The sequence below is a fragment of the Halosegnis rubeus genome, assembly GCF_009184545.1.
GTDB lineage: Archaea > Halobacteriota > Halobacteria > Halobacteriales > Haloarculaceae > Halosegnis > Halosegnis rubeus.
On record NZ_QJOW01000001.1, the window covers coordinates 418072 to 437368 of the forward strand.

Here is a 19297-nt window from a genome sequence, read left to right on the forward strand (position 1 = left end):
GCTCTCGGCTACTCGTACAACTGGAGCGCGGCAATCGAAAGTGCGCCACCGAGCATCGCAGCGGCAAAGCCCCACCCCGAGAGGGCGAGCTGGTCGTTCATCGAGGCGACGAGCATCACGGCCGCGCCGACGAGTGCGACGATGACGAACAGGAGGCTGAAGCCGAGCCGACGGTCCGAGGCGTCTGCGGTATCCATACCACACAATACGAGGTGGGTGACTTAATCCCGACGTTCGCGGCGGGACGAAGCGTTTTGTGTTCCACCGGCGTCCGTCACGGGTATGGACCCGAAGACGCTGCTTCTCGGGAGCAAGCTGAAGGTCGTGGTGACGGCCCTCGCGCTCGTGGCCGGAAGCGTCGGCGGCGCGTTCGCCCTCGGTGTCATCGGCGTGCCCAGCGTCGGCACCGTCGACAACAGCTTCGGTCCCGTCGACGACGAGACGACCGTCATCGACACCGACCTCGTCGTGGTGAACCCGAATCCAATCGGTCTCAGACTCGGCGACAGCCGCATCGACTACACCGTCCGGATGAACGACGTGCCGATGGCGAGCGGCAACAAATCCGGCCTCCAAATCGGGTCGGGCAACACGACCCTCGCCTTCTCGACTCGGATGGACAACAGCCAGATTCCGCCCTAGTGGGCGAGCCACGTCCGGAACAACGAGACGACCGTCGTCACCATCGACGCGAACGTCTCCGCCTCACTGTTGGGCCAGCGCTCGACACAGATTACACAGGAGCGTGAGATTCAGACCGACCTCATCGGGCAGTTCAACTCCGACGAGACGCGGCCCGTCTCCGGACCTGCAAATCCCGTTATCGAGAATCCCCTCCTCTACGTGAACGCTACCCGTGCCGAGTGGGGCACCGTTACGGACGCCGAGACGCCGATTGCCATGGAGTCCGACGCGTACAACCCACAGATACAGCCGTACACGATCACCAGCGTCGGCTACAACGTCACCATGAACGGGATTCCGGTCGGTGACGGCGTCACCGAGCGTCCGTACGTCATCGAGGGCGAGACGACGGAGACCATCGCGACGACGCCGACAATCGACAACAGTCGCCTCGACGACTGGTGGGTGTCGCACCTCGAAAACGAGCAGGTGACCGACCTCCGCATCGACTTCTACGCCCGCGTCGAACTCCCAACGGGGAACACGATTCGCGTCCCGCTCGATGAACTGACGTACGAACGCACGATAGAGACGGACATCTTCGGAACGAAAGAGTCCACGAACGAGACGACTACGGGCGAGGGAACACCGACGCCAACTCCGACGAACGGAGGCAATTCGACCCCAACGCCGACCGATTCGTCGGGTGACACCGACACGCCGACGCCGACCCCGACTGCCACATCGACCGACGACGGCGGACTGCTCTGATCACGTAATCGTGACGTACTCGGAGTTGGTGTCGAGCGCGAGGTTCGTCGCGATTTCCGCGTTTCTGACCGCGTACTGTGCGGTCTGCTGGAGCGCGACCAGCACCTCACGCACCTGCAGGAGCTTGTCGTTGTCCATCTCCGGGAGAGAGGTCAGAATCTCAGTCTGGCTGTCCTCCACGTCGCGAAACAGCTTCTTCGTCTGCAAGGCGAGGTCGTAGTCGCGCTCGACGACGGACCGGACGCCGAGTTCGGTCATCTCGTTGACCGTGTCCGTGAACTCACGGATCTCACGCAGCGTCGCGTCGTCCACGTCGAGGGTGTTCTCGCCGGCGTCGATGACGATTTCGGCGATGTCCTCGGCGTTGTCGGCGGTGAGCTCGAGGTTCTTCGCGACGGTCCGGTAGCCGATGAGCGGGAAGCCGGAATCGAGTCCAACGGCGCGTGCGAGGTTCGGGTTCTGGTAGGCCGTGAAGATGAGCCGGAGCAGCAGCACGAAAATCTTGTTCGCCTGCCGCTCACGGTTGAGTGCGCGCTGTGCCAGGTCCGGATTTCCGTGTGCGAGCGCCTTCACCGCCTCGTTTCGCATCGTCGAGCCGGTCGACTCCAGCCGTTCGAGCAGATTGTCGAGGGTGAAGTCCTCGGGATCGACGCTACAGCGGATGGCGATACGTTCCGGCGTCTCCTCGATGACGCCCAGTCCCATCAGCTGCGTCTCGGCGTTGTACACCGCGTTGATGACGCCCGAATTGAGGGTGCCGCCGTCCTTGACCTCGACCTGAATGACCCGGCGGCCGAGCACGTACTGTGCGAGAATCGCTCGCTCGATAGCGTCGGCCTCTAGTTCGTCGGCGTGGATGATCGCCTCCGACTCCTCCTGTTGGACCGACTCCGGGAGGACCGTCAGCGTCCCCTTCCCGCCTGTCCGGAGCGAGACCTCATCACCCTTCTCGACGTTCTGTGCCTTCGCCCACTCCGCCGGCAGTGTCATCGCCAGCGTCGACGGGCCGAGCCGTTGCACCTTGCGTGTCTCCATATATTCTCTCCGGGTTCCAGTCGCCTTAATGTTGACTAATGGAGGTTATATACTACCCCTGCGTCGTCTCAGACCATCTTCACGAGCCGGTGTTCGTAGCGACCGACGCGGACCCGAGTCCAGCCGCGAAGCTCCTCGTCGAGATCGCTGTCGCCGGTATCGACCCGGAGCACGCCCGTCTCCTCCAGCTTCCGTTTCGAGGCGACGACCGTCGTCTCGGACCGACGAATGACCGCGGGGGATATCTGGAGGTTTCCGCGCCCGAAGACGAACCCCTGTCCGCCGATGGGGGAGACGACGATACGATTCTCGTCGCCCAGCGCGGCCAGTATCTCGGATTCGGTGCCGTCGCGGACGAGCACTTCGCCGTCGCGCCACACGTCCACGCCCAGCGGCGAGCCGTCGAAGCCGAACTCGCGCTTGACGGCCGCAAGCGTCGACCCCGGGCCGAGGACGTAGGTCACGCCGGACTCGCCGCGGGCGTCCTGTGCAATCCCCTCGGCCACTCCCTCGACGGTGCCCCCGCCGATCTGTTTCGAGGACTGGAGGTCGTCGCCCACCGGGACGGTCGCGAGCGCCCGGAGTTCCGTCTCCACCTCGCCGCCGCGGTAGGCGTCCTCGTCGATGTCGTTCACCTCGCGCGTCTCCGTCCGGTCGAAGGTAGCGGCGAGCCGGGCGGCCGCACTGGGAGAGACGCCGAACACCGACGAGTACACCTTCACCCCGGCCGGAACGCCGAGCATCGGCACATCGATATCGACGCCGGCGAGCGTCTCCGCCACGTCCACCGCGGTGCCGTCGCCGCCGACGAAGAAGACGAGGTCGACACCTTCGGCGACGAACGCTTCGACGGCCGCGCGGGTGTCGGCGCTCGTCGTCTCGTCGCCCTCGGGCGCACCGACGACCGTCGGGTCGAAGCCGGTCTCGCGGGCCTCCGTCTCGCCCATCTGTCCGCCGTAGGTCACCAGTTCGATGTCGTCGTACTCCGCGAGTGTGGCGAGCGATTCGCGCGCGCGGTCCGGTGCACGCGGCTCCGCGCCGCGTTCGCGGGCCTCGGCGAGCTTGCCGTCCGTCCCCTTCAGCCCCACACGGCCGCCCATGCCGGCGATTGGATTCACCACGAAGCCGATACGTCGCATACCGGATACACTGGTGTCGGCGGCTAAAGCCCGCTGGTCACGGGCGACCAGAAAGTTTCTTATCGCCTCGCTTGAGGCACGGATATGCCCGACCGTTCGCTCTCCGACGGCCGCGTCGTCGTGGCCGTCCTCGCGCTCACGGCGCTCGCGCTCGTCGCCCGGTTTGCCCTCCTGGGTCACCGCATCATGCACTTCGACGAGGCGCGGGTCGCCTACTGGGTGTACAACTACGCCGAGACCGGCCAGTTCCACTACCGCTCGATCATCCACGGTCCCTTCATCCAGCACATCGACGCGGCGCTGTTCGGCCTGCTCGGATACTCCGATTTCACCGCCCGCCTCCCCGTCGCCGTCGTCAGCGGACTCCTTCCGCTGTGTGCGCTGTGGCTCCGCCACCGACTCACCGGCAGCGAGACCGTCGCGCTCGCCTTCTTCCTCGCAGCCAATCCCGTCCTCCTCTACTACGGGCGATTCATGCGCTCGACGCTGCTGGTTGCCGGCTTCTGTCTGCTCGCGTTCGTCGCGTTCGTCCGGTGGTACGACGACTTCGGCGTCGAGTATCTGTACCTCGGGTCGGTCGCGCTCGCGCTCGGCTTCGCCTCGAAGGAGAACGCCCTCGTCTACGTGCTCTGTTGGCTCGGTGCCGGCGCGCTCGTCGTCCACCACAAACTCGCCGCCCACCGCGGCCGCGACTCCGGGACCGCGTGGGTCGCCGACCGACTGTTCGGTCTCCGCTCGTGGCTCCAGCGGACGTGGGGGCCGCGTCTCGCCGGCCACGTCGGCCACCTCGTCGGCGCGACGCTCGCGTTCGTCGCCGTGATGGTCTTCTTCTTCGCTCCGCGTGAGGGCGTAACTGCGGCCAGCGACCTCGCGATTACGCCCGCGAATCCGAACTACGACGCCGTCGTCGAGCAGTGTCGCACGGCGGGACTCTACAGCAGCAGCCCGGGGACGACGCTCCGGTGCACGTGGCTCACCGTACAAGAGGGATTCGGCTCGTGGCTCTCGAAGAGCGGCGGCTCGGACCCTCGGTCGCTGGTCGCTGTCGGCGGCCAACTGGAACTGTCAATGCAGGTCGTCGTCGGGTACGCCGGGCCCTTGTTCGTGCTGGCGCTGGCGGGCTTTGCGCGCGAGCGCTACGGCAGCGGGCGGCCGCGACTGCTCGTGCTCGCGTGTCTCTACTGGGGGCTGGTCTCGATCCCCGGCTACGCAATTGGCACCGACATCAACAACGCGTGGATCGTCGTGAACGCGCTCGTTCCGCTCGCGATTCCGGCCGCCGTAGGTGTAGGCGTGTTCATCGACGCCGGGGTCGAAGCCCTCGACCGCGGTGACGACACCAGCCTCGCTATCGTCGGAGTCGTCATCCTTGTCCTGCTCGCGTCCGTCGGGACCGGGGTCGCGACCGGCGTCTACACCGGCGCGACCGAGCCGGACAACAGCCTCGTCCAGTTCGCACAGCCGAGCCAAGACATGCGTCCCGCCGTGAGCGCCGCGCTCGAATCGGCCGCCCAGACGGAGGAGACGGACCTGCTCGCGTACAGCGGCGGGAACAGCAACTTCGTCGACGGGGCCGAGAGCGCACCGCGCGAGCCCGCCTGTCTCGGCTGGTTCAGCACGCTCCCGCTGGGGTGGTATCTCTCCGCCCACGACGTAGCGACCAACTGCGCCAGCCAGCCCGGGGACCTCCCCGACGAGCTGCCGTCCGTGGTCGTCGTCCCTGGCGACTGCACGCTCGACCGGACGGTCGACTGCCGCGAGGACGACTCGGCGATGGTGCCTCCCGAAAGTATCGAGTCACGACTCGACGGGTACGAGCGCTACCCCTTCCTCCACCGGTCAACGGGGGGGAACGACTTCGACGGCATGATCGTCTACGTCGACAACCGTAACGCTTGAGCGAGCGCCGTCGGTTGACTCGCGTATGCACCTCTCCGCGGATTCACCGACTGTCGGCGTCGTCGGCGGCGGCCAACTCGGACGGATGCTCGCTGAGGCAGCCAGCCCGCTCGGCGTCCAACTCGTCGTCTCCGACCCGATGCCGAACTGCCCTGCGAACCACGTCGCCCGCGAGCAGCTGGTCGGCGAGTTCGACGACTACGACACGCTCCGCTCGCTCGCCGAGCAGGTCGACGTGCTCACCTACGAAATCGAGCTTGCAGACCCCGACACGCTCGACGCGGTGAGCGAGGAGACCGGCACGCCGGTCCACCCTGCCCCTGAGACGCTCCGCACGATACAGGACAAACTCGTCCAGAACGAGACCTTCGCCGAGGCCGGCGTTCCCCTCCCGGATTTCCGACGCGTGGACGACGCCGACGACCTCCGGGCCGCGGGCGACGAACTCGGCTGGCCGGTGATGGTGAAGGCCCGGACCGGGGGCTACGACGGCCGAGGGAACGTCCCCGTCGAATCGCCCGACGACGCGGCCGACGCGCTCGCGGAGGTCGGCGCTGGCGAGGGCGGCGCGGTCGCCGAAGAGCTGGTCGATTTCGAGCGTGAACTCGCCGTCATCGGCGCACGGGGCGTGGACGAGACCGCAACGTTCCCCGTCACCGAGACCGTCCAGCGCGAGGAGATTCTCCGCGAGTCGCTGTCGCCGGCACGCACCGATGAGGCGACCCGCGAACGCGCCCACGAGGTCGCTCGCTCGGTGCTCGCGGAACTTGACGGTCGCGGCGTCTTCGGTATCGAACTGTTCGAACGGGAGCGAGCCGACGGGGAAAACGAGATACTGCTGAACGAAGTCGCGCCTCGGCCACACAACTCGGGTCACTGGACCATCGAAGGGTGTGTCACCTCGCAGTTTGAACAGCACGTCCGCGGGGTCGTCGGACTTCCGCTCGGACCGACGCGACGCCACGGGCCGACCGCGAGTGCAAATATTCTCGGAACCGTCTCGGAGCCGGCACGCGCCCGACTCGCGGGTGTCGAAGAGGCGCTCGCGCTGGCTGACACCCACCTCCACTGGTACGGAAAACGGGAGGTCAGACCGCTCCGGAAGATGGGCCACGTCACAATCGTCGGGGAGTCAGAGCCACCTCTGTCTCCTGTTCGCGACGTGGTCGAGACGCTGCAGTTCGGGTAGACCACAACGGCGAAGGTGGTCGCCGATGGGGGTACGCGTATGGTAGACGCAGTCGACTCCCTGATTCGTGACCTTCGCGCGGAAGCCGACGCCGACCGCTCGCCCGAGGCGACCCCGGACGTGGGTGTCGTGATGGGGTCGGACTCCGACTTCGACGTGATGTCGGGGGCCTTCGACGCGCTCACCGAACTCGGCTTCGAGGAACAGACCGACCCGGCCGAGCCGCCCGAATCGCAGTTCTCCTTCGAGACGTACGTGGTCTCTGCCCACCGGACGCCGGACCTGATGTACGCCTACGCCGAGACCGCTGAGGCCCGCGGGCTTGACGTGCTCATCGCCGGCGCGGGCGGGAAGTCGGCCGACCTCCCGAACATGACTGCGAGCATCGCCTACCCGCTTCCCGTCATCGGCGTACCAGTGCAGGAGAAGTCGGTCGACTCGGTCATCGGGATGCCGACCGGTGCGCCGCTGGTGGCTGTCGACGCTGGCAAATCGTTCAACGCCGCGCTCTCTGCGGTCCAGATACTCGCGCGCGAACACGACGAACTGGCCCACCGACTGCGCGAGTATCACGAGCAACTCCAGCAGTCGGTCGGTGACGTGTCACGCGACCTCCACGAGAGCGGACACGACCTGTTCGGTCGGAGGCGGGAGTGACACGAATCCGGCGAACACGTGAGAATGAATCCTTATGTACGCCCTTGCCTAAGGAGAATATGATACAGACAGATGAGTAATCCGTGGATCGCTATTGGCGCGCTCGCCGTGGTGGCTATCGTCATCCCCGTCTCGATGATAGTCGTCTCGTCGCTTATCCGACCGAGTGTGCCAGAGCAAGGAAAAACCGCCGTCTACGAGTCCGGTGAAATTCCGACTGGCGACACGCGCATCAGGTTCAACATCCAGTACTACATGATTGCGCTGTTGTTCGTCATCTTCGACATCGAGACCGTCCTCATCTTCCCGTGGACGGTCATCTACAGCGATGCGGTCAGTCAGTTCGGCATGGGGAGCGCCCTCCTGCCGATGTTGATCTTCATCGGTGTGCTCGGTATCGGACTCGTGTGGGCATGGCGCAACGGCGCGGTCCGGTGGATCGGCTCCGACCGCGCGCGTGAGACGACTGGAGGCGCATAACAATCATGAGCAGCGACAACACCAACACACCACAGACGACACAGGAAGCGCGGATGGGCGAGGGCGTCGACTCCCGGTTCAACTCTACGCTTCGCGAGGCGTTCGGCTCGTCGCCGTTCATCCTCACGAAGTTCGATAAGTTCATGAACTGGGTCCGCGGCTCCTCGATGTTCATGCTGCAGTTCGGGATCGCCTGCTGCAGCATCGAGATGATGCACACCTACGGGGTCAAACACGACCTCGACCGCTTCGGTGCCGGTGTGCCACGCGCCTCGCCGCGACAGGCGGACGTGATTATCGTTCCGGGAACGATTGTCTCGAAGTTCGCCCCGCGGATGAAGCGCGTCTACGACCAGATGCCGGAGCCGAAGTTTGTCGTCGGCATGGGCTCGTGTACCATCTCCGGCGGGCCGTTCCAGGAGGGGTACAACGTCATCAAGGGCGCAGAGGAGGTCATTCCGGTCGACATCCACGTGCCCGGCTGTCCGCCGCGCCCGGAGGCACTCGTCTACGGCGTCGCCAAGCTGCAAGAGCGAATTGCGAACGGCGAGTCCGCGCCCGTGACGGTCTCACCGTACGAGCTCGAACAGTTCGGCGACCTTGACGACGACGAGCTGGTCCAGCATCTCGCAGACCAGATCGACGAGGACGAACTCGTGATGCGGTACGACTGGGCGGAGTCTCCATCACAATGAGTCTCGAAGAACCATCCACCCCGGAACTCGACACCGGCGAAACGCTCGAGGGCGTCGACTACGACGCGCTCGAATCGCTCTTGGGCGAATACGCCATCGGCCGCGAGTCCCACGTCAACGCCGAGGCGTTCGTCGTCCGGCCCGACGAGGTGCAGGCGGCGCTCGAACTGCTCCGCGACGAGGCCGGCTTCGACCACTGTTCGTGCGTCACGGCCCAAGAGTACGAGGACCGCTACGAGTCAATCTATCACCTCCGCAAGTACGACGACCCGACACAGGAGGTCGGCGTCGTCGTCCCGACGACGAAGGACGACCCCGTCTCCGAGTCGGCAAACGAGGTGTACCGGACCGCGGACTGGCACGAGCGTGAGGCGTACGACCTCGTCGGCATCGAGTACGACGACCACCCGGACCTGCGTCGCATCCTCCTCCCGGAGACGTGGCAGGGACACCCGCTCTCGCTCGATTACGACCAGGAACAGCCGCAGGTCGTCGAGTTCGCGGAGCACGCGAACCCGCTGCGGGAGGACCACGCCGCCGACGCTCAGTCGGACACGATGTTCCTCAACATCGGACCGCACCACCCGGCGACCCACGGTGTGCTCCACCTGAAGACGACACTCGACGGCGAGACGGTCGCCGACGTGGAAAGCGACATCGGCTACCTCCACCGCTGTGAGGAGCAGATCTGTCAGAACGGTACCTACCGCCACCAGATCATGCCGTACCCCGACCGCTGGGACTACATCTCGGCAGGCATCCTCAACGAGTGGGCGTACGCGCGCGCGGCGGAAGACATGGCCGACATCGACGTGCCGGAGTACGCACAGGTCATCCGGACGATGTCCGCGGAGATGTGTCGTATCGCGAGCCACATGCTCGCGGTCGCCACGTTCGCGCTCGACATCTACGGTGACTTCACGGCCATCTTCATGTACGCGATGCGTGACCGCGAGGTCATGCAGAACCTGCTCGAAGACCTCACCGGCCAGCGGCTGATGTTCAACTATCTCCGTTTGGGCGGCGTCGCGTGGGACCTGCCGGAGCCACGCGAGGAGTTCTTCGAACAGACGCGGGACTTCCTCGACGAGCTGCCGGGGAAGCTGGAGGAGTTCCACGATATGATCACCTCGAACGAGATCTTCCAGCTCCGGTGTGTCAACACGGGCGTGCTTGACCCCGAGACGGCAAAGAGCTACGGCGCGACCGGCCCGGTCGCCCGCGGCTCGGGCGTCGACTACGACATCCGCCGCGACGACCCGTACGGCTACTACGACGAACTCGACTGGGACGTCGTCACCGAAGACGGCTGTGACAACTACTCGCGCGTGCTCGTCCGCATGCGCGAGGTCGAGGAGTCGGCCAAAATCATCGAGCAGTGTGTCGACTTACTCGAGGAGTGGCCGGAAGACGAGCGGAACATTCAGTCGAACGTGCCGCGCACCCTGAAGCCGGACGCGGACACCGAGATCTACCGCTCGGTCGAGGGCGCGAAGGGCGAACTCGGTATCTACATGCGCGCGGACGGCACAGACAAGCCGGCGCGGTTCAAGATCCGCTCGCCGTGCTTCTCGAACCTCCAGACGCTCCCCGAAATGTCACAGGGTGAGTACATCCCTGACCTAATCGCCTCGCTGGGTAGTCTCGACATCGTGCTTGGAGAGGTCGACCGATGACGTTCACGGAGACGATCAGCAGTTTACTTCCGATTTCGGGTCCGATTGCCGATTTCATCGGCGGTGCAGTCGCGTCGCTGCTCATCATTTCGTTTCTCATGTCGCTCGTCGCCGTTTCGGGCATCTGGGGGAAACGAAAGATCACGGCCGCCTTCACCGACCGTATCGCGGTGAACCGACACGGTCCGTTCGGACTGCTCATCATCGTGGCCGACGCCGTCCGGCTGCTCTCGAAGGAGCTCATCGTTCCGGACGGCGTTGACCGACCGGCGTGGGACCTCGGCCCGCTCGTGATGACCTCGTCGGCGCTGCTCGGCTTCGCCGTCATCCCGATGGGTGACTTGTTCGGGCTGAATCTCCAGATTGCCGACCCGCAGGCCGGACTTGCGTACGTGTTCGCGACGGCCTCCATCGCGTCGGTCGGGCTGGTGATGGCCGGCTACTCGTCGAACAACAAGTACTCGATGCTCGGCGGACTGCGTGCGGTCGCACAGAATCTCGCCTACGAGATTCCGCTCGTCGTGACCGGCGTCTCCGTCGTGCTGTTTGCCGGCTCGCTCCAGTTGAGCGAGATCGTCGCCGCCCAGGGCGAGACGCTCGTCTCGCTTGGCGGCGTTGCGATTCCGTCGTGGTACGCCTTCGTGAACCCGTTCGCGTTCATCCTGTTCATGATCGCGAACCTCGCGGAGGTCGGTCGGAATCCGTTCGACGTGCCCGAGGCACCGACCGAAATTGTGGCCGGGTGGCAGACGGAGTACTCGTCGGTGTACTTCGTGCTGTGTTACCTCTCGGAGTTCATCCATATCTTCCTGGGCGGTGCCATCATCGCGACCATCTTCCTCGGCGGACCCGCGGGACCGTTCCTGCCGGGCTTCGTCTGGATGGTCATCAAGATTCTCGGCGTCTACCTGTTCACGCAGTGGTGCCGGTCTGCGATTCCGCGCGTTCGGATCGACCAGCTCATCGAGATCGGCTGGAAGGGACTGCTGGAGCTATCGTTCGCCAACCTCGTGCTCACGGCCGTAATCGTGGGGCTGCTCTAACACTATGATCGGACTACTCAAATCGATGGGAACGACGATGAAACACGCCCTCGGCGGCGAGACGTTCACCGTCGAGTACCCCGAGGAGACGCCGGAGGTGTCACCGCGGTTCCGCGGCGTCCACAAGTTCTCACAGGAGCGGTGCATCTGGTGTCGCCAGTGTGAGAACGTCTGCCCGAACGACACGATTCAGATCGTTACGGACGACCAGCGCAACGGTGAACAGTATAACCTCCACATCGGACAGTGCATCTACTGTCGGCTGTGCGAGGAGGTCTGTCCCGTCGACGCCATCCTGCTCACGCAGAACTTTGAGTTCACCGGCGACACGAAAGACGACCTCGCGTACAACATGGAACAGCTGAAGAACGTGCCGTGGTACAAGGACATCGACCCGCTCGCGTCTCGTGAACCCGACCGCAGCGGTTGGGTCGGCGAAGGCGAAGGCGAAGTCGACTACCAGTAACCCCGGCGACTTCTTCTCGCGGTTTCGCCCACCGAGAGCCGTGCGACTGCGCCCGCGCGCGTAGGCGTACAAAGAAAGGTTCAAACCCGAAGCGATTGAGACTCACCTAATGGCTGTAACACTCGAACTAGTGGCGTTTCTGTTGTTCGCGCTGTTGACAGCAGCGAGCAGCCTCGGCGTCGTGCTGGTTCGTGACGTCTGGCACAGTGCGCTCCTGTTGGGGGTGGCACTCACGTCGGTCGCGATCCACTACGTGATGTTACGCGCCGAGTTCCTCGCAACGATGCAGATACTCGTCTACATCGGCGGGGTCCTCGTCCTGATCGTGTTCGCCGTAATGCTCGTCCGCAGAACCGAAGACGGCACAATCGAGGTAACGACATGACGCGCCCGCGACTCCACACGAGTTCCAGTCAGGCGGTCGGGCTCGTCGCGTTCGTGCTGTTCGGCGTGCTCGCGGCGGTGTTTCTGACTGCTGATTTCGCCGACGCGGCGACCTTCTCCGGTAACGCCGACAGCGTCATCGAGGGGATCGGCTACGCGATGCTCAACCTCGATGCCGGACCGTTCGCGGAGACCACGGACGGGTTCCTCATCACCTTCGAACTGCTCGGGATGGCACTCCTCGCTGCCCTCGTCGGTGCAGTGATGCTCGGGACACGTGACGACGACGGAGGTGACAGCTGATGGCTGTCCCCGTCGAGTATTATCTCGTTTTCTCGACGCTCATCTTCTGTATCGGCCTGTTCGGTATCCTGACCCGGCGGAACGCGCTGTTCTTCCTGATGTCCGTCGAGCTGATGTTGAACGCGGCGAACATCAACCTCGTCGCGTTCTCCTTCTATCACGGGAACCTCACCGGACAGGTGTTCAGTTTGTTCACGATGGCGCTGGCCGCAGCCGAGGTCGCCATCGGCATCGGCATCATCCTCGTCCTCTACCGCAACTTCGCGGACGTGGACGTGACCCGCGCGACAACTCTGAGGTGGTAACAGTATGGCAGAATCACTCGCATTCGAGTTTGCACCCGCTATCGCGGTGCTCCCGTTCGTATCGTTCCTCGTCGCACTCTTTGCCGGCAAGTACCTCCCGAAGAAGGGAGCGGTCGCCGGGATGGTCGCGACGGGTGGCTCACTGCTGTTCTCGCTGTGGGCGCTCTTCGCCGTCCACACCGGCGGAGCCTACCAGCACACGCTGTACACGTGGGTCGGCGGCGAGATGGTCGGCTTCGAGCTGACCTTCGGCATCCTGCTCGACCAGCTCTCGACGCTGATGCTGGTCATCGTCTCGACCATCGCCTTCCTCGTCCACATGTTCTCGCTTGGATACATGAACGACGACGGCCAGACGGGGCTGCCACGGTACTACGCCGAACTCGGCTTGTTCACGGCGAGCATGCTCGGGTTCGTCTTCGCGGACAATCTCCTGATGGCGTTCATGTTCTTCGAACTGGTCGGTCTCTGCTCGTATCTCCTCATCGGCTTCTGGTTCCGTGAGGCCGGTCCGCCGTCGGCGGCGAAGAAGGCGTTCCTCGTCACCCGCTTTGGTGACTACTTCTTCCTCATCGGCGTCGTCGCCATCTTCGCGACGTTCGGCACGAGCATGTTCGGCGGTCCCGGCGTGGAGAACTCCTTCGCGCACATCGCAGAGCAGGTGCTCAACGGCGAGGCGAGCGTCAACACGTTCGGCTTCGCGCCGCAGACGTGGTTCACGATTCTCGGCCTACTCGTCCTCGGCGGCGTGATGGGGAAGTCGGCGCAGTTCCCCTTCCACACGTGGCTGCCGGACGCGATGGAAGGTCCGACGCCCGTCTCCGCGCTGATCCACGCAGCGACGATGGTCGCCGCCGGTGTGTATCTCGTCGCCCGAATGTACGGCTTCTACGCGCTGTCCCCGACCGCCCTCGCGATTATCGCGCTGGTCGGCGGCTTCACGGCGCTGTTCGCCGCGACGATGGGCGTCGTCAAGAAGGAAATCAAGCAGGTGCTCGCGTACTCGACCATCTCCCAGTACGGCTACATCATGCTCGCGCTGGGTGGTGGTGGCTACGTGGCCGGCGTCTTCCATCTCACCACGCACGCCTTCTTCAAGGCGCTGCTATTCCTCGGTGCGGGTTCGGTCATCATCGCCATGCACCACAACGAGAACATGTGGGACATGGGCGGGCTGAAAGAGAAGATGCCCGTCACCTACTACGCGTTCCTCTCCGGATCGCTCGCGCTCGCGGGCATCGTTCCGTTCTCCGGCTTCTGGTCGAAAGACGAGGTGCTGTACGAGACGCTGGTCCACGGGCTCGGCGGCTCGCCGATTCTGCTGGCCGCGTACGCGATGGGTATAATCGCGGTGTTCTTCACCGGCTTCTACACCTTCCGGATGGTGCTTCTCACCTTCCACGGTGAGCCACGTTCCGAGACAGCAGAAGACCCCGAACCGGTCCGCTGGAACGTCAAGGTGCCACTCGGCATTCTCGGCGTGCTCGCGGCCGTCGTCGGCGTCATCAACCTCGTACCGGTCCACGCCGTCGTCAGCGCAGTACCGGAGATCCTCCACGACTGGCTCTACTACGGGCCGGAGGGGCTGAACGGCGAGCATTACCACGAGCTCATCACGAACGCAGAGTTCGCCGGCTACAGCGCCGGTGAGCTGTTCGGTCTCGGTGAGGTCGGAACGCTGTTCGCCTCTGCCGGCATCTCGCTGACCGTTGCACTCGCCGGCTCTGCCGTGGCCCTCGTGCTGTACCGTGGTCCCGACCCGGTCGAACACACGGACAAACTCGGCTCTCTCAAGACAGTGTTATTCAACAACTACTACCAGGACGAGTATCAGGTCTGGCTCGCGGAGGGGTTGACGGTGCGCGCCGCACGCGTCGCCGACCGGTTCGACCAGGGCGTCATCGACGGCGCGGTCAACTTCGTCTCCGATCTGAGCCTCTTCAGCGGTGACCGGCTCCGCCGGCTCCAGACGGGTATCGTTACGAACTACGCGGCGCTGTTGACGCTGGGGCTGACGCTACTGCTTGTCGCCTTCGGCGTCATGCAGGGGTGGTTCGCATGATGATCGAACTGCTCATCGCGCTGTGTCTGCTCGGCGCGTTCGCGGTGTTCGTCCTCCCGGACGAGTACGCACCGAAGGCGGCCTTCGGCATCTCGCTCGTGCCGCTTGCCCTCTCGTTGTACATGTACCTCACGTTCGACGGGACGGGCAACGCACTGCTGGGCGGCGATATCGCCTTCGAGAGCCAGTATCAGTGGCTCACCCTCGGGAGCTACGACGTGTCGTGGTTCATGGGACTCGACGGCATCTCGATGCCGCTGGTCGTGCTCGCGACGCTGCTCACGACGCTCGCGATTCTCGCGTCGTGGACGCCAATCGATATGCGTCAGAGCCAGTTCTACGGGCTCATGCTGTTCATGGAGGCGTCGCTCGTCGGTGTCTTTGGCGCGCTCGATTTCCTCATCTGGTTCGTCTTCTGGGAGGCCGTCCTCGTCCCGATGTACTTCCTCATCGGCATCTGGGGCGGCGCACGCCGGAAGTACGCCGCGATTAAGTTCTTCGTCTACACGAACATCGCTTCGATCGTGATGTTCGTCGGCTTCTTCGGGCTGGTGTTCGGGCTGGGTGACTCCATCTCCTCGCTCGCGCTGCCCGAAATCGCGCAGGCGCTGCGCACGGACGGAGCACTCGGCTCGCTGGGCGCGTTCGGTGCCGACCAACTCGCGCTGCTTGCCTTCGTGGCGATGTTCATCGGGTTCGCGGTGAAGGTGCCGGTCGTGCCGTTCCACACGTGGCTCCCGGACGCCCACGTCGAGGCGCCGACGCCTGCGTCGGTGATGCTGGCCGGCGTCCTCCTGAAGATGGGGACGTACGCACTGTTGCGATTCAACTTCACGATGCTTCCGAGCATCGCCCGTGACCTCGCGGTCCCGATTGCGGTGCTTGGTGTCGTGTCCATCCTGTACGGCGCGATGTTGGCGCTGGCTCAGTCGGACCTGAAGCGCATCGTCGCCTACTCGTCCGTGTCGTCGATGGGCTACGTCACGCTGGGACTCGTCGCCTACACGATGTACGGGACCGGCGGCGCGACCTTCCAGATGGTGAGCCACGGACTCATCTCCGGGCTCCTGTTCGCGTGCGTCGGTGTAATCTACAACACCACGCACACGCGCATGGTCGGTGACATGTCCGGGCTCGCGGACAAGATGCCCGTGACAGCCGGCGCGTTCGTCGCCGGCGCGTTCGCGTACATGGGGCTACCACTGATGGCCGGCTTCGCGGCGGAGTTCTTCGTCTTCGTCGGGAGCTTCGATGCCCACTTCGCCTACTCCACCCTGCTTACTGCGCTCGCGATGTTCGGTATCGTCATTGTGGCCGGCTACCTGCTGTGGTCGATGCAGCGGACGTTGTTCGGTCCGTTCCGCTCCGAGACCGACTACGAAGTCACGACCGCATCGCTTCACGATGTGGTTCCGCTCCTCGTGCTCATCGTGTTCATCATCGCCCTCGGGACGTTCCCGTACGACCTCGCGTTCGAGCGCGTGCTCGACGCAACTGAACCGATTCTCGAAACCACTGCCGCGAACTTCGGAGGTGGGCTCTGATGGTCGAGCCAGCATGGGCGGCGACCGCGCCCGTCCTCGTCCTCGCGTCGACGGCGCTCGCTTTGTTCCTCGTGGACAGTATCGACCCCGAGTCGAACCGCCCGCGACTGCTTTCGGGCGTGGCCTTCGTCGGTGCGCTCGCCGCGATGGGCGTCTCGCTCGTCTATCTCCTCACCGGCGTCGGCACGGAACCGATTTCGCTGTACGGTGACCAACTCGTCGTCGACCAGATGTCGCTGTTCTTCCAGGTTATCGTCACCAGCGTGACGGCCGTCGTCGTGCTCGGCAGCCACGATTACCTCAACAGCCATCGGTATCAGGCGGAGTACTACACGCTCATCATGCTCGCCGTGACCGGGATGACAGTGATGGCTGCTGCGGGCTCGCTCGCCGTCGCGTTCGTCGCACTCGAACTCGCGTCGCTCCCGTCGTACGCGCTCGTCGCGTTCATGAAACAGAACAAGGGAAGCGTCGAGGCGGGACTCAAGTACTTCCTCATCGGCGCGCTCTCGTCTGCCGTGTTCGCGTTCGGCATCTCGCTGGTGTACGCGGCCACCGGGACGCTGCTGCTTGACGGCATCGCGGAACAGCTCGTCGAGGGAACCGAGCTACCGGGCGTACTCGGTGTCGGGCTGTTGATGATTATCGGCGGATTCGCGTACAAGACCGCGAGCGTCCCCTTCCACTTCTGGGCCCCCGAGGCGTACGAGGGTGCACCCGCACCGGTGTCGGCGTTCATCTCGTCGGCGTCGAAGGCGGCCGGCTTCGCGCTCGCCTTCCGCGTGCTCGTCGTGGCCTTTCCGATTGCCAGTTCCGGCGTGCAGAACGCGCTCGACTGGACGGTTGTCGTGACGGTGCTCGCTGTCGCCACGATGACGCTCGGTAACTTCGCCGCTGCGACACAGGAGAACGTCAAGCGGATGTTGGCGTACTCTTCCATCGGCCACGCCGGTTACGTGCTCATCGCGCTCGCGGCGCTTACCGGAACGGGCGAACAGAGTCTCATCCTCGGTGCAGGGATGATTCACCTGCTCGTTTACGGCTTCATGAACACCGGTGCGTTCCTGTTCGTCGCGCTCGCGGAGTACTGGGACGTGGGCCGTACCTTCCAGGATTACCGCGGGCTGGCGAAGCAGGCACCGCTCGTCAGCGTCGCCATGACCGTGTTCATGTTCTCGTTGGCCGGGCTTCCGGTCGGGGCAGGCTTCCTCTCGAAGTACTACCTCTTTGCCGGCGCTGTCAACGGTGGACTGTGGTGGCTCGCGCTCGTCGGTGCCGTCAACAGCGCACTGTCGCTGTTCTACTACAGCCGCGTCGTGAAGGCGCTGTGGATCGACGAGCCGGACGAGCCGCACGTCATCGAGTCGTATCCGTCGGCGCTGTACGGTGCTGTCATCGTCGCCGCGGTCGTGACCGTGGGACTGCTCCCCGGGCTCGTCCTGTTTGACAACGTGGCATTTGATGCGGCCGCAGTGCTGTTCGGCTAGTCCGAACAGTGGATTTTACCCACTCGCTCTCCACCTCGTAGTATGGCATCCCGACTCGTCTTGGGCTGCGGGTCGGTCGGTAGACAGCTCGCCGTCGCCGAGAGTAGCCGCACACACGTTGTGACCGAGGACGAACACCGGGTCGAGACCCTCCGGTCGGACGGTATCGCTGCGACGCTCGGTGACCCGGCGGACCCGGCGACCGTTGCGACGGTTTCCTTCGACCCGGATACGGTCGTCGTCGGGAGCGACGACCCAGCAAAAAACTGCGCGATTGCCGACTTCGCTGTGGACGCGTTTCCCGACGCCCGACTGTTCGCATTCACCGGCAACGAGCCGACGGACGCACAACGCGAGCGACTCCACCAGCTCGCCGACGACGTACACGACCCCGCGGATGCACTGTCGTCGTTCATGCTTGACCGGGTCGGTGACGACGGACTTCAGACCCGGCGACTCATGCGCGTGTTACGCACCGCAGAGCCGCCGCTTGCGGTGTTTGCACACGACAACCCCGACCCGGACGCCATCGCGAGTGCGCTCGCGCTCGTTCGCATCGCAGAGCGTGCCGGCATCGAAGCACAGGCGTGTTACTTCGGCGACATCAGTCACCAGGAGAACCGCGCGCTCGTGAACCTCCTCGATTTGGAGCTTCAGACGTTCTCCACCAACCAGGAACTCCCCGAGTTCGGCTCGATTGCGCTCGTCGACCACTCGCGTCCGGGCATCAACGACCAGCTCCCTCCGGAGACCGATATCGACATCGTCGTCGACCACCACCCACCGCGGGCTCCGGTCGAGGCGTCGTTCGTCGACCTTCGGTCGAACATTGGCTCCACCTCCACTCTGTTCGCCGATTACCTCCGCAAACTCGGCATCGACCCGACGCCGGAACTCGCGACGGCGCTCCTGTTCGGCATTCAGGTCGACACCGACGACTTCTCTCGTGAGGTTGCGGGCGAAGACTTCGACGCGGCCGCGTATCTCGTCTCCTTCGTCGATGCCGCAAAGCTCGAACGCATCGAATCGCCGAGCGTGAGCGCCGAGACGGTGGAGATTCTCGCCAGCGCTATCGTGAACCGAGACATCCGCGACGGCGTGTTAGCCTCGTACGTCGGTGTGATCTCCGACCGCGATGCCCTGGCACAGGCGGCGGACCAACTCCTCATGATGGACGGCGTATCGACCACCCTCATCTTCGGCACCATCGACGACACCGTCTTCGCTTCCGCTCGCGCTCGCGGCTCCGAGCTCGACTTGGGCGAGGCGCTGCGTGAGGCGTTCGACCAGATTGGCTCCGCGGGCGGACACGCCGACATGGCCGGCGCACAGATACCGGTCGGCGGACTCGGTGCGGAAGACGAGGCCGACACGGCGATTCGAGACGTGATTTCAGAACGGTTCTTCGAGACGGTCGGCGTCGGTACGGATGCGTCCCCAGCGGCCGTCTACGCGAAGGACACGCACCTCGGGCTGGCGGAGGCGCTCCCCGAGCACGACGACCCCGACGACGCGGCGTGACAGCCACCCTTTTGACC

20 protein-coding genes are annotated in these 19297 nt (G+C 64.5%); 17 read left to right on the forward strand and 3 right to left on the reverse strand.

The genetic code is table 11. The features are described from left to right. Window positions 1–8: 8 nt before the first annotated feature. Window positions 9–197, reverse strand: a complete 189-nt coding sequence (locus DMP03_RS02205) for a DUF7525 family protein (protein WP_152119094.1) — start codon at window positions 195–197, stop codon at window positions 9–11. Window positions 198–282: 85 nt separating this feature from the next. On the opposite strand from DMP03_RS02205, the gene DMP03_RS14540 reads away from it, so the two are divergent. Continuing rightward, window positions 283–642, forward strand: a complete 360-nt coding sequence (locus tag DMP03_RS14540; protein WP_225870742.1) for a hypothetical protein — start codon at window positions 283–285, stop codon at window positions 640–642. Window positions 643–711: 69 nt separating this feature from the next. After that, window positions 712–1395 (forward strand): LEA type 2 family protein, encoded by a 684-nt coding sequence (locus DMP03_RS14545; RefSeq protein ID WP_235908455.1) that lies wholly within the window; start codon window positions 712–714, stop codon window positions 1393–1395. Here the strand turns inward: DMP03_RS14545 and DMP03_RS02215 are convergent, their stop codons facing one another. Beyond that, the gene (locus tag DMP03_RS02215; RefSeq protein WP_152119095.1) at window positions 1396–2430 is read right to left on the reverse strand and encodes a phosphate signaling complex PhoU family protein; all 1035 of its coding nucleotides are present in this window, start codon (window positions 2428–2430) and stop codon (window positions 1396–1398) included. Between the two features lie 68 nt (window positions 2431–2498). Next, window positions 2499–3569, reverse strand: coding sequence for an ATP-NAD kinase family protein (locus DMP03_RS02220; protein WP_152119096.1), 1071 nt, complete (start codon window positions 3567–3569; stop codon window positions 2499–2501). A gap of 84 nt (window positions 3570–3653) precedes the next feature. Between DMP03_RS02220 and DMP03_RS02225 the strand changes: the two genes are divergently transcribed. From DMP03_RS02225 to DMP03_RS02295, 15 genes are all read left to right on the forward strand, one after another. Continuing rightward, complete coding sequence (locus DMP03_RS02225) at window positions 3654–5468, forward strand: flippase activity-associated protein Agl23 (RefSeq protein WP_152119097.1); 1815 nt, start codon at window positions 3654–3656, stop codon at window positions 5466–5468. A gap of 25 nt (window positions 5469–5493) precedes the next feature. After that, window positions 5494–6657, forward strand: coding sequence for a 5-(carboxyamino)imidazole ribonucleotide synthase (locus tag DMP03_RS02230; protein WP_152119098.1), 1164 nt, complete (start codon window positions 5494–5496; stop codon window positions 6655–6657). Window positions 6658–6696: 39 nt separating this feature from the next. Beyond that, window positions 6697–7314 carry a 5-(carboxyamino)imidazole ribonucleotide mutase gene (gene purE / locus DMP03_RS02235; RefSeq protein ID WP_152119099.1) on the forward strand — a complete coding sequence of 206 codons (618 nt, stop codon included), beginning with the start codon at window positions 6697–6699 and terminating at the stop codon, window positions 7312–7314. Between the two features lie 72 nt (window positions 7315–7386). Beyond that, on the forward strand, window positions 7387–7794 hold the full coding sequence (locus tag DMP03_RS02240; RefSeq protein ID WP_075936934.1) for an NADH-quinone oxidoreductase subunit A: 408 nt from the start codon (window positions 7387–7389) through the stop codon (window positions 7792–7794). Between the two features lie 5 nt (window positions 7795–7799). Beyond that, on the forward strand, window positions 7800–8489 hold the full coding sequence (locus DMP03_RS02245) for an NADH-quinone oxidoreductase subunit B (protein ID WP_075936933.1): 690 nt from the start codon (window positions 7800–7802) through the stop codon (window positions 8487–8489). Then, window positions 8486–10165 carry an NADH-quinone oxidoreductase subunit D gene (locus DMP03_RS02250; protein WP_152119100.1) on the forward strand — a complete coding sequence of 560 codons (1680 nt, stop codon included), beginning with the start codon at window positions 8486–8488 and terminating at the stop codon, window positions 10163–10165. The genes DMP03_RS02245 and DMP03_RS02250 overlap by 4 nt, the downstream gene beginning before the upstream one ends. Further along, on the forward strand, window positions 10162–11208 hold the full coding sequence (locus tag DMP03_RS02255) for a complex I subunit 1/NuoH family protein (protein ID WP_152119101.1): 1047 nt from the start codon (window positions 10162–10164) through the stop codon (window positions 11206–11208). Before DMP03_RS02250 ends, DMP03_RS02255 begins: the two co-directional genes overlap by 4 nt. 4 nt (window positions 11209–11212) lie before the next feature. Next, window positions 11213–11674: a NuoI/complex I 23 kDa subunit family protein gene (locus DMP03_RS02260; protein ID WP_075936930.1), complete on the forward strand. Its 462-nt coding sequence runs from the start codon at window positions 11213–11215 to the stop codon at window positions 11672–11674. A gap of 109 nt (window positions 11675–11783) precedes the next feature. Further along, complete coding sequence (locus tag DMP03_RS02265) at window positions 11784–12059, forward strand: NADH-quinone oxidoreductase subunit J (RefSeq protein ID WP_075936929.1); 276 nt, start codon at window positions 11784–11786, stop codon at window positions 12057–12059. Next, window positions 12056–12361 carry a hypothetical protein gene (locus DMP03_RS02270; protein WP_152119102.1) on the forward strand — a complete coding sequence of 102 codons (306 nt, stop codon included), beginning with the start codon at window positions 12056–12058 and terminating at the stop codon, window positions 12359–12361. Before DMP03_RS02265 ends, DMP03_RS02270 begins: the two co-directional genes overlap by 4 nt. Beyond that, the gene (gene nuoK / locus DMP03_RS02275) at window positions 12361–12666 is read left to right on the forward strand and encodes an NADH-quinone oxidoreductase subunit NuoK (RefSeq protein WP_075936927.1); all 306 of its coding nucleotides are present in this window, start codon (window positions 12361–12363) and stop codon (window positions 12664–12666) included. The genes DMP03_RS02270 and nuoK overlap by 1 nt, the downstream gene beginning before the upstream one ends. Before the next feature lie 4 nt (window positions 12667–12670). Beyond that, window positions 12671–14728: an NADH-quinone oxidoreductase subunit L gene (gene nuoL / locus DMP03_RS02280; RefSeq protein WP_152119103.1), complete on the forward strand. Its 2058-nt coding sequence runs from the start codon at window positions 12671–12673 to the stop codon at window positions 14726–14728. Further along, a complete protein-coding gene (locus DMP03_RS02285; RefSeq protein WP_152119104.1) occupies window positions 14725–16272 on the forward strand; it encodes a complex I subunit 4 family protein in 1548 nt (515 codons plus the stop codon). Before nuoL ends, DMP03_RS02285 begins: the two co-directional genes overlap by 4 nt. Further along, a complete protein-coding gene (locus tag DMP03_RS02290) occupies window positions 16272–17759 on the forward strand; it encodes an NADH-quinone oxidoreductase subunit N (protein ID WP_152119105.1) in 1488 nt (495 codons plus the stop codon). The genes DMP03_RS02285 and DMP03_RS02290 overlap by 1 nt, the downstream gene beginning before the upstream one ends. Window positions 17760–17801: 42 nt before the next feature. After that, window positions 17802–19280: a DHH family phosphoesterase gene (locus tag DMP03_RS02295; RefSeq protein ID WP_152119106.1), complete on the forward strand. Its 1479-nt coding sequence runs from the start codon at window positions 17802–17804 to the stop codon at window positions 19278–19280. Window positions 19281–19297 lie beyond the last annotated feature (17 nt).

What these genes read in the sequence shown, in the direction of transcription:
- nuoL (WP_152119103.1), top strand. Translation starts at nt 12,671, where the DNA reads ATGGCAGAATCACTCGCATTCGAGTTTGCACCCGCTATCGCGGTGCTC.
- DMP03_RS02225 (WP_152119097.1), top strand. Translation starts at nt 3,654, where the DNA reads ATGCCCGACCGTTCGCTCTCCGACGGCCGCGTCGTCGTGGCCGTCCTC.
- purE (WP_152119099.1), top strand. Translation starts at nt 6,697, where the DNA reads ATGGTAGACGCAGTCGACTCCCTGATTCGTGACCTTCGCGCGGAAGCC.
- DMP03_RS02255 (WP_152119101.1), top strand. Translation starts at nt 10,162, where the DNA reads ATGACGTTCACGGAGACGATCAGCAGTTTACTTCCGATTTCGGGTCCG.
- DMP03_RS02215 (WP_152119095.1), bottom strand. Translation starts at nt 2,430, where the DNA reads ATGGAGACACGCAAGGTGCAACGGCTCGGCCCGTCGACGCTGGCGATG.
- DMP03_RS02240 (WP_075936934.1), top strand. Translation starts at nt 7,387, where the DNA reads ATGAGTAATCCGTGGATCGCTATTGGCGCGCTCGCCGTGGTGGCTATC.
- nuoK (WP_075936927.1), top strand. Translation starts at nt 12,361, where the DNA reads ATGGCTGTCCCCGTCGAGTATTATCTCGTTTTCTCGACGCTCATCTTC.
- DMP03_RS02205 (WP_152119094.1), bottom strand. Translation starts at nt 197, where the DNA reads ATGGATACCGCAGACGCCTCGGACCGTCGGCTCGGCTTCAGCCTCCTG.
- DMP03_RS02260 (WP_075936930.1), top strand. Translation starts at nt 11,213, where the DNA reads ATGATCGGACTACTCAAATCGATGGGAACGACGATGAAACACGCCCTC.
- DMP03_RS02220 (WP_152119096.1), bottom strand. Translation starts at nt 3,569, where the DNA reads ATGCGACGTATCGGCTTCGTGGTGAATCCAATCGCCGGCATGGGCGGC.
- DMP03_RS02250 (WP_152119100.1), top strand. Translation starts at nt 8,486, where the DNA reads ATGAGTCTCGAAGAACCATCCACCCCGGAACTCGACACCGGCGAAACG.
- DMP03_RS02270 (WP_152119102.1), top strand. Translation starts at nt 12,056, where the DNA reads ATGACGCGCCCGCGACTCCACACGAGTTCCAGTCAGGCGGTCGGGCTC.
- DMP03_RS02295 (WP_152119106.1), top strand. Translation starts at nt 17,802, where the DNA reads ATGGCATCCCGACTCGTCTTGGGCTGCGGGTCGGTCGGTAGACAGCTC.
- DMP03_RS02290 (WP_152119105.1), top strand. Translation starts at nt 16,272, where the DNA reads ATGGTCGAGCCAGCATGGGCGGCGACCGCGCCCGTCCTCGTCCTCGCG.
- DMP03_RS02285 (WP_152119104.1), top strand. Translation starts at nt 14,725, where the DNA reads ATGATGATCGAACTGCTCATCGCGCTGTGTCTGCTCGGCGCGTTCGCG.
- DMP03_RS02245 (WP_075936933.1), top strand. Translation starts at nt 7,800, where the DNA reads ATGAGCAGCGACAACACCAACACACCACAGACGACACAGGAAGCGCGG.
- DMP03_RS14540 (WP_225870742.1), top strand. Translation starts at nt 283, where the DNA reads ATGGACCCGAAGACGCTGCTTCTCGGGAGCAAGCTGAAGGTCGTGGTG.
- DMP03_RS02265 (WP_075936929.1), top strand. Translation starts at nt 11,784, where the DNA reads ATGGCTGTAACACTCGAACTAGTGGCGTTTCTGTTGTTCGCGCTGTTG.
- DMP03_RS02230 (WP_152119098.1), top strand. Translation starts at nt 5,494, where the DNA reads ATGCACCTCTCCGCGGATTCACCGACTGTCGGCGTCGTCGGCGGCGGC.